Source organism: Halomicrobium zhouii (assembly GCF_900114435.1).
GTDB classification, from domain to species: domain Archaea; phylum Halobacteriota; class Halobacteria; order Halobacteriales; family Haloarculaceae; genus Halomicrobium; species Halomicrobium zhouii.
On the sequence record NZ_FOZK01000001.1, the window covers coordinates 1,287,661 to 1,301,522 of the forward strand.

General features: G+C 66.0%; 13 protein-coding genes. 5 read left to right on the forward strand and 8 right to left on the reverse strand.

Annotated features, from left to right (window positions below):
* Positions 1-50: 50 nt before the first annotated feature.
* Positions 51-1,976 carry a threonine--tRNA ligase gene (gene thrS / locus BM337_RS05905; RefSeq protein ID WP_089814839.1) on the reverse strand — a complete coding sequence of 642 codons (1,926 nt, stop codon included), beginning with the start codon at positions 1,974-1,976 and terminating at the stop codon, positions 51-53.
* 337 nt (positions 1,977-2,313) lie between these two features.
* On the opposite strand from thrS, the gene BM337_RS05910 reads away from it, so the two are divergent.
* Together BM337_RS05910 and BM337_RS05915 are read left to right on the forward strand one after the other, a co-directional pair.
* On the forward strand, positions 2,314-2,751 hold the full coding sequence (locus BM337_RS05910) for a universal stress protein (protein ID WP_089814842.1): 438 nt from the start codon (positions 2,314-2,316) through the stop codon (positions 2,749-2,751).
* 229 nt (positions 2,752-2,980) lie between these two features.
* On the forward strand, positions 2,981-3,346 hold the full coding sequence (locus tag BM337_RS05915) for a DUF5658 family protein (RefSeq protein ID WP_089814844.1): 366 nt from the start codon (positions 2,981-2,983) through the stop codon (positions 3,344-3,346).
* A 657-nt stretch (positions 3,347-4,003) separates the two neighbouring features.
* Here the strand turns inward: BM337_RS05915 and BM337_RS20995 are convergent.
* The 4 genes from BM337_RS20995 to BM337_RS05935 form a co-directional block, all read right to left on the reverse strand.
* Positions 4,004-4,849 (reverse strand): hypothetical protein, encoded by an 846-nt coding sequence (locus BM337_RS20995; protein ID WP_089814846.1) that lies wholly within the window; start codon positions 4,847-4,849, stop codon positions 4,004-4,006.
* Positions 4,846-5,433, reverse strand: coding sequence for a signal peptidase I (locus tag BM337_RS05925; protein WP_089814848.1), 588 nt, complete (start codon positions 5,431-5,433; stop codon positions 4,846-4,848). The genes BM337_RS20995 and BM337_RS05925 overlap by 4 nt, the downstream gene beginning before the upstream one ends.
* Complete coding sequence (locus tag BM337_RS05930; protein WP_089814851.1) at positions 5,420-6,040, reverse strand: TasA family protein; 621 nt, start codon at positions 6,038-6,040, stop codon at positions 5,420-5,422. Before BM337_RS05930 ends, BM337_RS05925 begins: the two co-directional genes overlap by 14 nt.
* Positions 6,041-6,124: 84 nt before the next feature.
* Positions 6,125-6,742: a TasA family protein gene (locus BM337_RS05935; RefSeq protein WP_089814853.1), complete on the reverse strand. Its 618-nt coding sequence runs from the start codon at positions 6,740-6,742 to the stop codon at positions 6,125-6,127.
* A gap of 266 nt (positions 6,743-7,008) precedes the next feature.
* On the opposite strand from BM337_RS05935, the gene BM337_RS05940 reads away from it, so the two are divergent.
* From BM337_RS05940 to BM337_RS05950, 3 genes are all read left to right on the forward strand, one after another.
* Complete coding sequence (locus BM337_RS05940) at positions 7,009-7,521, forward strand: gamma carbonic anhydrase family protein (RefSeq protein ID WP_089814855.1); 513 nt, start codon at positions 7,009-7,011, stop codon at positions 7,519-7,521.
* A gap of 70 nt (positions 7,522-7,591) precedes the next feature.
* Positions 7,592-9,400 carry a glutamate-cysteine ligase family protein gene (locus BM337_RS05945; protein WP_089814857.1) on the forward strand — a complete coding sequence of 603 codons (1,809 nt, stop codon included), beginning with the start codon at positions 7,592-7,594 and terminating at the stop codon, positions 9,398-9,400.
* 120 nt (positions 9,401-9,520) lie between these two features.
* Positions 9,521-10,432 carry a dihydrodipicolinate synthase family protein gene (locus tag BM337_RS05950; protein WP_089814859.1) on the forward strand — a complete coding sequence of 304 codons (912 nt, stop codon included), beginning with the start codon at positions 9,521-9,523 and terminating at the stop codon, positions 10,430-10,432.
* A gap of 44 nt (positions 10,433-10,476) precedes the next feature.
* Here the strand turns inward: BM337_RS05950 and BM337_RS05955 are convergent, their stop codons facing one another.
* From BM337_RS05955 to BM337_RS05965, 3 genes are all read right to left on the reverse strand, one after another.
* The gene (locus tag BM337_RS05955; RefSeq protein ID WP_089814861.1) at positions 10,477-11,508 is read right to left on the reverse strand and encodes a dipeptide epimerase; all 1,032 of its coding nucleotides are present in this window, start codon (positions 11,506-11,508) and stop codon (positions 10,477-10,479) included.
* A 2-nt stretch (positions 11,509-11,510) separates the two neighbouring features.
* Positions 11,511-12,527, reverse strand: coding sequence for an N-acetyltransferase DgcN family protein (locus BM337_RS05960; protein ID WP_089814863.1), 1,017 nt, complete (start codon positions 12,525-12,527; stop codon positions 11,511-11,513).
* A gap of 397 nt (positions 12,528-12,924) precedes the next feature.
* On the reverse strand, positions 12,925-13,818 hold the full coding sequence (locus tag BM337_RS05965; protein ID WP_089814865.1) for a Vms1/Ankzf1 family peptidyl-tRNA hydrolase: 894 nt from the start codon (positions 13,816-13,818) through the stop codon (positions 12,925-12,927).
* Between the last annotated feature and the right edge of the window lie 44 nt (positions 13,819-13,862).

Below are 13,862 nucleotides of genomic sequence, written 5' to 3' on the forward strand. Positions count from 1 at the left end.
GTGGTACGTACCGGTTCCGATCCAGTGACCGCGTCGCCTTCGGGCGGAACCTACACCAGGAACGTCACGGCGGTCCGCTTCTGGTCGACCTCGGTTTCGAGGTGGTCGCGGAACGCGTCGAGGGAGACGTTCTTCTCCTCGCGTTCCTTGCGGTCGCGCACGGAGATCTCGCCCGCTTCCTCCTCGTTATCGCCGATGATCAACATGTAGGGGACGCGGTCGTCGTGGGCCTGCTGGATCTTCTTGCCGACGGTCCACGAGCGGTCCTCGATTTCGACGCGGAACTGCCCGAGTTCGTCCGCGAGGTCCTCGCAGTACGGGATGTTGTCGTCGGAGACGGGGAGGATGCGGACCTGCTCCGGCGCGAGCCACGGCGGGAAGTTGCCGTTGAAGTGCTCGATGAGGACGCCCATGAAGCGCTCGAAGGATCCCAGCAGGGCGCGGTGGATCATCACCGGGCGGTGTTCCTCGTTGTCCTTCCCGATGTAGGAGAGATCGAGGCGCTCGGGGATGTTGAAGTCGGCCTGGACGGTGCCGATGGTCCACTCGCGGCCGAGCGCGTCCCGGGCGTCGAGGCCGATCTTCGGGCCGTAGAAGGCGGCCTCGCCCTCCTCGACGTCGTAGTCCAGACCCTGTGATTCGAGGGCGTTCCGGAGGGCCGTCGTCGCCTCGTCCCATATCTCGTCGCTCCCGACGGCGTTGTCGCCCTTCGTCTCCAGCTTGTAGAGGATTTCCAGCCCGAAGTGACCGTAGATGTCCTCGATGATCGAGAGGGTCTCGGTGATCTCCTCCTCGATCTGGTCGCGGCGGACGAAGGCGTGGCCGTCGTCCTGGGTGAGCCCGCGCACGCGGAGGAGGCCGGAGAGTTCGCCGGACTGCTCGTTCCGGTAGACCGTCCCGAACTCGGAGAAGCGGATGGGGAGGTCCCGGTACGAGCGGGTCTGGTTGGCGTAGATGTACGCGTGGTTCGCGCAGTTCATCGGCTTCAGGCCGTACTCGGTGTCGTCTTGCTCCCAGGCGAACATCTCGCCTTCCTCCTTGAAGGCGTCGTAGTGGCCGGTGGGCTTCCACAGTTCGGCCTTGTTGAGTTCCGGCGTCCACACTTCGTCGTAGCCGAGTTCGTCGTTCTTCGTGCGGACGTACTCCTCGAGTTCTCGCCGGATGGCCATCCCGTTGGGGTGGTAGTGGGCACAGCCGGGGGAGTGTTCGGGCACCGAAAAGAGGTCCATCTCCCGACCGATCTTCCGGTGGTCTCGTTCCTGAGCCTCCTGGCGGCGTTCGAGGTAGTCCTCCAGTTCGCTCTCGGTCGGGAACGCCGTCCCGTACACGCGCGTGAGGGTGTCGTTGGTCTCGTCGCCACGCCAGTAGGAGGCCGAAATCTCGAGGAGGGCGAAGCCGCCGATCTCGCCGGTCGATTCGACGTGGGGGCCCTGGCAGAGGTCGTAGAACTCCCCCTGCTCGTAGAAGGAGACGGGGTCCTCGCCCGCGGCCTCCGTCTCCAGGATCTCCCGCTTGTACTCGTTGTCCTCGTAGCGCTCGAGGGCCTCCTCGCGGTCGAGCATCACGCGCTCGATTGGCAGGTCCTCCTCGATGATATTCTGGGCCTCGTCCTCGATGGTTTCCAGGTCGTCCTCGTCGAGGTCGACGCCGGTGACGTCGTAGTAGAAGCCGTCGTCGGTCCACGGTCCCAGCGTGAGCTTCGCTCCGGGGAACTCCCGCTGGAGCGCCTGCGCGAAGACGTGGGCCGCCGAGTGCCGGAGGACGTCGACGTACTCGTCGGACTGGTCTGTCACGATCTCGAGGGAGATGTCCTCGTGCAGCGGCGTGTGCTTGTCGACGAGTTCGCCGTCGACGACGCCGGCGACCGTGTCGCGACCGAGGCCGGGACCGATCTCGAAGGCGGCGTCTTCGACGGTGGCTCCGTCCTCCATCTCGAGGGTGGAGCCGTCGGGCAGCGTGACCGTGACCGTGCTCATGCCCGGGATAAATCGGCACGTCGGGATAAGTGTATTGAGAGCGGATTGCGCCGACCGAAGCGGCACTTCGTGCCGCGGTTGCTCGAACGGCGAGCCTCGCGAGCCGTGAGAGCGCAGGGAGGCGCAATCTTTCGTGCGAGCGGGAGCGTTAGCGACACGCGAGCAGCGGGCGGGGCCGACCGGAGGGAGGGCCCGCCGAACGAGCGAGCGGGAGCGAACGGAGTGAGCGACACGCGAGCAGCGGGTCGGCCCGAACGAAGTGAGGGCCCGCCGGACCTCGGCTCCCGAGAGCCGGCACCAGACATATCTATCACTGCGACGAACCTCCGGACAGGCCATGGTACGATACGACACGGTGTTGCTGACGACGGACGGCAGCAAGGGGTCCCGGGAGACCATCGACCACGCCGTCTCGCTGGCGCGCGACAACGACGCGACGCTCCACGTGCTCTACGTCGTCGACCGACGGCGATACCTCGCGGCGGACAAGGACACCCAGGACGACGTCATCCAGTCCCTGGAGGAGGAGGGCGAGCTCGCACTCGACGACGCATCGGTCGCTGCAGAGGAGGCGGGCGTCGACGTCGTCACTGAGATGCGCGACGGGATTCCGCACAAGACCATCCTGGATTACACAGAGGAGGTTGACGCCGACGTCGTCACGATGGGGACCCACGGCCGGACTGGGCGGGACCGCGTCGCTAACCTCGGGAGCGTCACCGAGCGCGTCGTCAAGTCCTCCGAAGTGCCCGTGCTCGTCGTCCGGATCGATTGAGTGGTGCCGGTCCTGTAGCGCCCTCACTTCCGACGCGAATCGACTCTCGAACTCCATTTCGATATCGATAATTCCGAATATTGATGCAGTACGAGTCAGCGACCGTCGCCAGAAAACAGCAACACTGCGAGTGCCTGTCCGATTATATCTCTCAGTTCCTCCGCTAGAGTATCATTACTGATTCTGAAACGGCCATCTATATGTATCTGGCAGCTAACCGTTCGTGTAGATGTCGACAGCCCGCGCGAACTGGCTCACGCTCGAAGGCTCCTCCTTCAGCGTCGACGGATTCTCCCGCATGTGGCTCGTCGCCACTGCCACCTACGGCGTCGGTGACGTGGTGACGACGATCGCGATGGTGTATTTCACCACGACGCTTACCGAGGCAAACCCGGTGATCAGACTGGCCATCGAGACCTTCGGCGGCGGCGGCTTCCTCGGCCTGAAACTCCTCGTCCTCTACGCCTGCATCGGTATCTCCCTCTGGGGCGGCGTCCTCGACGACGACCCCGTGCTGTTCTACGGCCCGCCGGCGGTGTTGACGGTGTTCGGCGTCGTCGTGACCGGGATGAATCTGGGCCTGCTGTTCGGCTGAGAAACTGTCCTGGGACGCTGTTCTCCTACGCGTTGCCGGCTCTCTCGATCGGTTAGTACAGGTGAGCTACGTATCGATCCGTGGGTTATGGGATTGACGCTCTTCGCACGAAATTAAAGAACTCGAAAGCCCTCGGCGCGCTCGCCTCGTGCGACTCGCTGCGCTCCTCACTTCGTTGCGGTGCTTACGTCGTCGGACGTCGGCGACCACACCTCGCCCTTTCAGTCCGCCAGGATCAGCCTCGCTCGCGCGATGTAACGCGCTCGAGATTATGGCCACCAAACCTCCCCGAATTCGGCGCGTCCGCGCCGAATCACGCTTCCTGACCGCTCGGAAACTGCCAGGCCGGGAGGCCGTCTCGTCGGCCGACCAGGGGAAGGGCTGGGCTGTTGTGCTGTGCTGGCCCTGGTGGACTGAAAGGGCGAGGCGGGCTCCGGGAACCCGGGCGTAGCAAGCACCGCAGCGTAGCGAGGAGCGCAGCAAGCCCCGGGACCGGAGCGCGCCGAGGGCTTTCTGGGTGTTGGCGGTCTCTTTTTTCCAGTCTCCACTCACTAAATCACCTGCACAATTCACACACCCACACAACAACGATTCCGTCCCAGCGGTATCGAAAAGAGCGAGCGAAGCAAGGTAGACGAAACCGAACTCCCGTCCCGCTCAGGTGGCCTGTCGGAGGACGAAGTCGACGTCGAACTCGACGCCGTCGCTCTGGATCTCGTTCCCGGTCGACGTCGGGAGTCGCCACTCGAACGTGACGGTCGCTTGTTCGCCGGCCCCGAGCGCCTCGGTGCTCGACCGGTCCGCTCCGTCGAGGGACTGCAAGGTCACGTACTTGCTTGACGAGCCGAACAGGTACTCCGTCGTTCCGTCGGCGTAGGTCACGGAGAGTCTCACCTGGAGAGCGCCGGAGAGTTCTCCCGTGGTCGCGTCGTCGCCGACGGCTTTCTCCGGTTCCAGCAGCGAGTTCTCGTGGTCGACGACCGAGGTGTCGTTCACGAGCAGGCGTCCCGCGACGGTCCCCGCGTTCTCGAAGGTGACGGAGTTCCGTCCGTCGTGGCCGGGCGCGAGACCAGTGGCCTCCACCAGGACGTCGCTCCCGTCCGCCGTCAGGTCGACGCGCGATGGGCTGTCGTCGTCGCTATCCCGGTCGTCGTCGCCGTCGTCAACGTCCGCGTCGTCGCGGTCGTCGCGCCGCGTCTCGGTCGGCGTCGCGGTGTCGACCGCCGTCGGCGTCGCGGTGGGCGTGGCCGTCGCCGCGGGCGGGCCGGCGCCCGGCGTCGGCGTCGGTGTGGCCGTCGTCGGCGTTATCGTGACGGGACCCGGCGTGGGCGTCGGTTCCTCGTCGGGTCCGGTCCCGGGGAGCGCGATGGTACCGATGCCGGCGCCGAGGATGACGAGCAACACGAGCGCCAGGAGGGCAAGCAACCGCCTGTCGTCTCTCGACTCCTCGACCTCTTCGGGTTCGTCGGGCTCCTCGCGGAACGGTTGGGTAGGCCCAGTCACGACCCGTCCTCACCTCTCGGTGCGGAGTCCTCGTCATCTTCCTCGTCCTTCGTCGCGGACAGGAGGTCCCAGACTTCGGAGACCACCAGGAGCACGGCCGGGACGACGACGAGCGCGAGGATCCCCAGCCGGGTCTGGGCGAACGACGTGACGTAGCCCATGTAGGGGACGTGGAACTGGACGACGCCGATTACGTTCGACGGCGCGACAAGTGACGGATCGGGGTCCTCGTTCGCGTCGCCCTTAGTCCGGAAGCGCCGCTCGCCGTCCTCTTCGACCACCTCGACGACGCGGTGGGTCACGCGGGAAGAATCGCCCGAACCACCCGCTCGTTCGATGGTGATCACGTCACCTTCGCTGATGTCGTTCGCGGGCACCTCCCCCACGAACACGACCGCACCGGCGTCGATGGCCGGCGACATGCTGTCCGAGAGGACGACGTAACTCTCGTCGACCCCGACGACCTGTGGCACCGCCGCGGCGACGAAGAGGAAGACCACGATACCTAGCACGGCCAGTCCCACGAGATTCGCTATCCGGCGCCAGTCGACGTCCGCCGAATCGCTGGGGTTACTGTCTGTCATTCTGGTTCAGGTAAAAGTCGAAGGTAATGCTCACGCCGTCGCTCTGGAACTCGTTGCCGACGTCCTTGAGGCGGAAGCCGACGGTGAACACCTTGCCCCCGGTTCCGGGGTCGTCCAGGTTGATCAAGTCGTTCTGCGTAGACTCGTTGGCCCCGTGCTCGTTGTTCTCGAGGTCGTACAATGTCGGGGTTCCGGAGAGGTTCTGATCCTCTGTCAGCAAGGTATCTCCGCCGTACTCCAACGTCACGACCTCTAGATTCTCCGCGACTTGGTCTGCAGTCACGTCTTCTTCAGGGTCGTTGTTGTCCCCGTCGCTCTCTTTGTACGAGACGTCGACGTCGAGCGAGCCATTGACGGAACCGTTTTTGATGAGCGTGACCGACTCCTCTGTCGTCTGCGTGGGGGCGAGTGCTGTGTTGAATTCGAAGGTGCCGCTCCCGTCGAAATCGAGTTTCAGAGTTCCCGCACTGATGGTGTTGTCAGAGCTAGTTTCGGTGTCGGTAAAATAGGCCATTGTTCCCGCACCACTGGCGGCGCTAGCAGCGGCGACAGAGACGATGCCGCCAAAGAGGCGTCGGCGAGTCAAACGAAATTGTCTCTCGCTCATTGGTCTATCTCCACAGCAGCTAGTGACTGTTCTTCAGGACGCCTTGTGTAACCGTCTCTAACCCCGATGTGGGCTCCACCGTGATTATGGTGAGTTGACCGTAACGCTCTGGAGCGGATCAGCGGACGACTGTCGGGCTTTGAACGCGACACCAAAGTCAATTGACGCCTCTTGGAACTCGTTGCCAACGTCGTCCAAGCTAAACTGGAGTGTGAGCGACACAGTGTTCCCCTCGTTCAGTGTCGGAGTTGAGGTCGAATCGACTACAGCCTCCCGGATACCTGTAAATCCAGAGAGAGCAACGTCTGTTCCGCCGTAATCTGCTACCTCGACCCCTTCGATTGAGAGAGACGCTTTGTCCACATTTAGCTGGTCTGCGAAGCTGCCACTTCCATTGGGTACTGCTTCGTTGCCCGTCTGTATCCCCCAATCCAGCAAGGGTGTCGACAAACTACCCAGGTAATCAGTCGTGATCTCGATTTCGCTGGTTGACTCATTTGGGTAGAGTTTCCCCAGGCTGAATTCGGTCCCGGATACCGTGTCTAGTGTCAGGGAACCTGCTGAAATCGTGTTGTCCGTGCTTTCCTCGGTATCACTGAAAGCGGCATACGTACCCGCACCGACAGCCGCGCTGGCTGCGCCGACCGTTGCTATACCACCCAGTACTCGCCGTCGCGAAAGTTCGATGTCCTTCCCGTTCATTGTTAACCTTCAACCGCGCTTTGACCGCGCTGTTGGGCCCACCAGGCCCACCAAGTCCAGATCGGTTGTGTTCGTTTGCGTACCGATCGGGACTCGGTCTGTCTCAAATATACAATCGCTTACCTATAATAGTCCCTCCGGTTTCAGGGGCCGATACCGGCGAAGGGTTCTTAGGCTCCCGAATATCCGAAGTACAGGCCTTCGTAAGAAACGGGATTTGCGTCCCGTTGCGACACCTTATAGCTTCGCGACACGTTTATTCACGCATGGACAGTCGGGAATACAGCTTCGAAGGGAGCGAGCCTGAGATCGACGGGTACGCCCACGTCAGCGCCGAGGCGACGGTCGTAGGCGACGTGACCGTCGGCCCGAACGCGAACGTCTGGCCGGGCGTGGTGTTACGCGGAGACGTCGGGCCGGTCGAAATCGGTCGAGAGACGGCCATCGGCGACAACGCGGTGGTCCACGCCTCCACCGTCGGCGAGCGGGTGATGGTCGGCCACGGCGCGACGCTCAACGACTCCGTCGTCGAGGACGGCGCGCTCGTGGGGTTCAACTCGACCGTCAGCGACGCGACCATCGGCGCGGGGTCCATCGTCGCGATGGGGACGGTGGTGCCGCCGGGCTACGACGTCCCGCCGGAGTCGTTCGTCAGGGGGATGCCCGCGTCCGTGACGCCGCTGTCGGAGACGAACATCGACCCCGATTCGGTGTTCGAGGCGTTCTCGTCGGGTGACTACGCCAACCTCGCGGCGCGCCACGAGGACCTCTTCGAGTGAGAGTTGGGCGACTCCGGCGGGGGGTGTGGTAACCGACAGTATAAACCAACCCCTCGTCAATACACTGCGCATGGACGACGTCGTCGACCTGGTTCGCCGGTCGCTCGCCGACGAGACGGACGCGGAGTTCACCGCGCGCGTCGACGAGCAGGCCGCCGCGTTGCGGGAGGCCATCGCCGCGGGGCGATTCGACAACGAGGACTTCGCCGTGGGCCTCGAGATCGAAGTCTACGCGATAAACGAGAAGCCCGAACCGGTCGAGGACGACCCCGAAGACGGCGACGCGATAGCGGAAGCAGGCGCTGAGGAGGCCGACGAGGCGGACGCCGACGGAGCTGCCCTCGACGCCGACCTGAGCAGCAGTGCGAGCGCCGCGCTCGATCCGTCGCTCGAACCAGCAGATCCCGTGCCAGACCCCGGAGCGGCCGATGCCGGTGCAGTGGACGGCGACGAATCCGCAGATGACGACGCACTTGAGGAAGAACCCGACGTCGACGAACCGTACATGGACCCCGAGGAGTGGGAGGGCAAACTTGCGGCACTCCCCGAGTCGGTGTTCGAGGGACCGGCCGCGAAGGAACTGGGTGTCCACAACGCGGAGATCAACACCGACCCTGACGCCTTCGGTGCGACCGGGCTGGAGGTCCAGACGACGTCGGTCGAGATGCGCGTCAAGAAGGCCCGTGACGCCGCGCTCGCCGAACATCGCGACATGGTGCTCGATGCGATGTGGACCATCCCGCCCGAAGGAGGGACCCTCGACTACTTCACCGACGTCGAACGGCGCGACGGCGTCGTACTCGCCGAGAACATGCGTCAGTACCCCCGGTACGTCGCGCTGGACAACGAGGCGCTGGCCCACGCTGGCGGCGAGATCTCCTTCTCCGTGCCCGGGGCGGAACACGATTTCCCCACCATCCTCTTCGAGTCGCTCACTACGTCGATCCAGCCCCATCTGCAGGTGCCGACCGCGAGGGAGTTCCCCGATTACTACAACGCCGCCATCCGCACGCTCGGCCCCGTCCTGGCGCTGACGGCGAACTCACCGCTCCTCCCCGCGGACCTGTACAACCGGGTCGAGGATCCGTACCGACTGCTCGAGGAAACCCACCACGAACTCCGCATCGCGGCGTTCGAGCAGTCGGTCAACACCAGCGAGAACCCGAAAGTCAGGGTGCCGAGGGACATCGAGACGAGCGAGGACGTGGTCGACCGCGTCGTGGAAGACGACTGCTTCGCCCCGTTCCTCCGCGAGTGGATCACCGACGAGCCCCGGAGCGGCGTCCACGACGAGCACTGGGAGTTCGACCACAAACGGGGAACCTACTGGCGCTGGCTCCGCTGCGTCGTCGGTGGCGACCCGGTCGACGGCGCGGGCGACCAGGAGTCGCTCCGCATCGAGTACCGACCGATCCCGACCCAGCCGACCGTCGCGGACCTCATCGGCACGCAGGTGCTCGTCGCCGGCCTCGTCCGGGGGCTGGTCGCGACCGGCCATCCGCTGGCCGAGCTCCCCTGGCAGGACGCGCGTCGCTCGTTCTACGACGCGGCCCGCAACGGTCTCGACGCGGAACTGGCGTGGGTGACCGCCGACGGCGAGCGGACCACCGACCACGACGTCGTCTACGACGAAATCTTCTCCCTCGCACGCGCTGGGCTGGACGCGCAGGACGTCCCCGAAGGGCGGGCCGACGAGTTCCTCGACCCGCTGGAACGCCGCTGGACCGCGGGCGAGACGCCGAGTTCGTGGAAGATCGGTCGTGTTCGCGAGCACCTCGACGACGGCCTGCCCCTCGAGGACGCCATCTGCGAGATGCAGCGGGACTACTTCGAACTGAGCCGGGCCGAGGACTCCTTCGCCGACTGGCTCCCGTCGTAACTCGTTCTCGCGAGACGGGATAGACTCCCCGAGAGTGGCCACCACGCGACTGTGCGTCGGATCCCCAAGCTGCCAACGTGACGATAGATTCATATCACCCGTTTTCGAAGGATTCGACAGATGACGACCAACGGCCCGACGCATGACGTTTCGATTCACGGCGTGATCCCGCCGACGATAACCGCGTTCACCGACGAGGAGGAGCTGGCACTCGACGCGACCGCCGCACACGCCCGGTTCGTCGTCGACCGGGGCGTCCACGGCGTCTTCCCGCTGGGGACCAACGGCGAGTTCCCGATGCTCAAGCCCGACGAGCGTGCGGCCGTCATCGAGGCCGTCGTCGACGAAGTCGGCGACGAGGTGCCGGTCATCGCCGGCGTGAGCGCGCCGAGCACCCGGAACACCGTCTCCTACGCTCAGGACGCCGAAGAGAACGGCGCCGACGCCGCCGTCGTCGGGATTCCGTACTACTACCCCATCGACAGCACGGCGATCATCGAACACTACGAGGAGGTCACCGCCGCCATCGACATCCCGGTGTACATCTACCACTTCCCCGCGCGAATGGGGAACAAGCTCGAACTGGAGACCCTGGACCGGCTGGCCGACCTCGACGGCATCGTCGGCGTCAAGGACTCCAGCGGCGACGTCGCCTGGCTCGGTCAGGCCATCGACCAGAACCCCGAACTAACCTACCTCGCTGGCCTCGACTCGCTGCTGTTCGCTGAACTCGAAATCGGCTGTACCGGCCTCGTCAGCGCCGTCTCCAACGTCTTCCCGGAACTCACCGTGGACCTGTACGAGTCCTACGTCAGCGGCGAGGAGAACCGCGCCCGGGAGCTCCAGAGCACCGTCTTCGACATCTGGAAGGCCATCGACCGGGGTCCCTACCTCGGCGGCGTCAAGTCCGCGCTCGACCTGCACCCGGAGGTCGACTTCGACCCCGGCCCGATGCGCCGGCCGCTCTGGCGGATGGACGAACAGGAGGAGGTCCAGCTCGAACGGACGCTTCGCACGCTCGACCTGATCTGAGCCGGCGGTAGCGAGCCGCGAGCGATTTCTGTTCGTGTCTCCCGTCAATCCACCAGCCGCGCGCCCGTCCCCGACGCCACGGCACTGAGGTCGAACGCGCCGTCCTGGACCGGAATCCCATCGCAGACGTCCTCGGCCAGCAATAGCGCCCCGTCGAGGTCGGCGTAGTCGACCAGCGGCGCGAGGTGGACGGCCGGGGCGATTGAAGCGTTCGACTCGACCATGCAGCCGAGCATGACCTCCAGTCCGTGCGCGCGAGCGGTGTGGATCTGTTCGAGGGCCGGCTGGAGCCCGCCGCACTTCATCAGTTTTACCGTGACGAGGTCGCAGGCGTCGGCGACCCGCGGGACGTCGCTCGCGGTGACGCAGGCTTCGTCCGCACACACCGGGAGCGACGCCTCCGCGGCGACCGTTCGGAGACCGTCGAGGTCGCTCGCGGGCACGGGCTGTTCGAGGAACTCGACGCCGGCTGCGGCGAGCCACTCCGCCTTCTCGATTGCCTCGTCGGCGTCCCAGCCCTCGTTGGCGTCGACCCGAATCTCCGCGTCTGGCGCGGCCTCCCGGACGGCGTCGAATCGGGCGCGGTCGTCGTCCGTGCCGAGCTTGACCTTCAGGTGGTCGAAACCCGCCTCGACGGCCGCTTCGGCCCGGTGGGCCATCTCCCCCGGCTCGGCGATGCCGACGGTGTAGGACGTGGATGGCGTGACCTCGGGGTCCAGTCCCCACTGGCGATACAGGGGGACCTCCAGGTCGCGCGCAGCGAGGTCGGCCAGCGCCGACGAGACGGCGGCCCGGGCGGCCGGGGCGTCGGGCGCCCGCTGAAAGAGACGGTCGGCGACCCGCTGGCCGGCGTGGGGGTCGTCGACGTCTTCGACGATGGCGAGGAGGCCGGGAAGCACGTCGGCCACGGAGTCGGGGGACTCGCCGTAGTAGGCGCTCGGCGTGCCGCCGCCGACGCCGACGACGCCCTCCCGTTCGAGGCGGACGACGAACGCGTCGGCAGTCCCGGTCGTGCCACGCGCGATGGTGAACGGGTCCTCGACCGGTAGCTCGTGGTGGTGAAACGTCGTGTCCATGGTCACAGCAGCGCGTCGAGCACCGCGTCGTCGACGCCGAACCGGACCGGGTCCGTCGCCGGTGCGGCCAGTTCGTCGGCGAACGATTCGACGGCCTCGTGTGCGGGCCCCTCGTCGAGACCGCTCGTGTTGACCATCCCGGCGAGCACGTCGGCCGGCCGGACCGGCGCGGCCATCGCCTCGTAGAGCGTGGCGTAGCTCGCGGGGTCGGGAATCTCGAAGGACTCGTAACCGTGGACCGTCTCCTGGCCGGCGACGTGGCAGAGGACGAGGGCGTCGGGCATCGCGCCGTGGAGGATGCTCGTCGTCACGCCCGAGTAGGCGGGGTGGGCGATTGCGCCCTGGCCCTCGACGACGAGCAGGTCGTGGTCCTCGGCGGCATCGACGACCATCCGCTCGACGGCGCCCGCGGCGAAGTCCGAAATCACCCGGTCGACGACCATTCCCCATCCGGCGATCATCACCCCGGTCTGGCCCGTCGGAACGACGGCGGCGTCGATGCCCCGCTCGCGCGCCGCGTCGCGCACCTCGAAGGCGGCGGTCATCTTCCCCGTCGAGCAGTCCGTCCCGACGGTGTGGACGACGCGCGCGTCGACGTCGCCCGCTCGCCCTTCGGAGACCGAGAGGTCGTCGGGTGGCCGGCGGACGTCCTGTAGCTCGGCGCCGTGTTCGGCGGCCAGCGCGGCGAACTCCTCGTCGTCGGCCAGGAAGTCGTGCAGACCCGCGATGACGTCGTAGCCCCGTTCGAGCGCCCGTCGAACGTCGTCGCGCCAGGACGGGTCGAACGCGCCGCCGATGGGCGCGACCCCGACGATCAGCGCGTCGAGGTCGTCCTCGACGTCGTCGAGTGAGGCCACGATCGGGACGTCCGGGAGGTCCGGGACGTGGTCGCTGACCCGGTCGCCGGCGGTGTCCCGGTCCAGCAGGGCCCGGACGTCGTGGTCGCCGTAGCGCAAGATGCCCACGGCTGTCTTTGCCCGGTCGGGAAACGATTCGTGGGCGAGGACGGCGACTTGCATACCTGTGAAATCGTCCGCACGCCTCCTAAATGTTCGTCGGTGAGGGAGAACGACTGGATTGTCTGAATCGAACTACACCACCAACGATAACAGCCCGAAAGCCCCCGCTGTCTCGGGTCGAGGGCTCCCGTGCGCTCCTCGGCCTTCGGCCTGCGGTGCTACGGGGAGCCGTCTTCCCCGACACAGCGGCCCCTTTCAGTCCCACCCGTTTCTCCTGGCTAATCGGCCGAACCGGGTGGGACTGAAAGGGGCGACGCTCTCACCGAACCCTGGCGACGTAAGCACCGCAGCGACCGCAGGGAGCGAGGAGCGCAACGAGTCACGGGAGGTGAGAGCGTCGGGGCTTTCGGGCTGTTGTTTCTGGTACCGTCGCTCTCCGTAAAGCCGGTTCCAAGAACTACAGCGTTCGCAACTGAAGGGTCCAGAACTCGTGGAAGGCGTCCCCAAGCGCAGACTCCGGCTCGCCCGTCGCGTCGACACTTTGTGTCACGTCGGCGACGTCGTCGAACTGGGAGAGGAGGCTGCGCTCGCCGACGACGAAGAGGCGTTCGGCGTCCCGCTCTTCGAGCGCCGCCTTGCACCGCTCCAGGTGCGAATCGATCTGGGCGTCACGGAGGCGCTCGAAGCGGGCCTGGGAGAACCCGCCCTTGGAGTGCTGGCTCTTCAGGTCGGCGTCGAAGCCGTGGAAGGCGGTGCGCTCCCGACCCTGGTACTCGCCGAGGGCGAAGAGATCCGAGCGGACGAGTGCGAGGGCGTACTCGCCGGTGGGTTCGAACCACCCGCGCTGGAGGCTGACGCGGTCGTCCCAGGCGGCGAAGGGTTTGGGCGGGACGGGGACGGAGACGCAGGCGCCCAGGAGGCCGGCGTCGTCGGTGACGGCCAGGCAGGGGGCAGCGCGGGCGACCAGCCCGGCGCGGTCGCCGAAGGCGTCGCGGACGGCCGGCGGGAGGTCGTGTTCCGCGTCGACGAAGGCAGTGAACACGCCCTCGGGACCGGTCTCGACGGATTCGAGTCGGTCCAGTATCTCGTCGCGCCGGTCGCCGGCGACGGGTTCTTCGCGTCGGAAGTCGGCGGTCGAATCGTCGCGCTTGAGCCGCTCGACGCGGTCCTCGAGTTCGGTGACGCGGTCCTCCAGGTGGTTGACGCGCTGCTGGGCCGCCTGGCGTTCGCTCACGGCCTCGGTGCGGCGCTCGGACTCGGCGTCGCGTTCGCGTTCGAGGTGGCGCTTCTCTTCCTCCAGCGTCACGATCCGCGCTTTCAGGCTCGCCCGGCCGAGCAACCTGTCGATCATCGACTCGAAAGGCGGCGTGTGACGGTAAAAATCTTGCAGGAGAG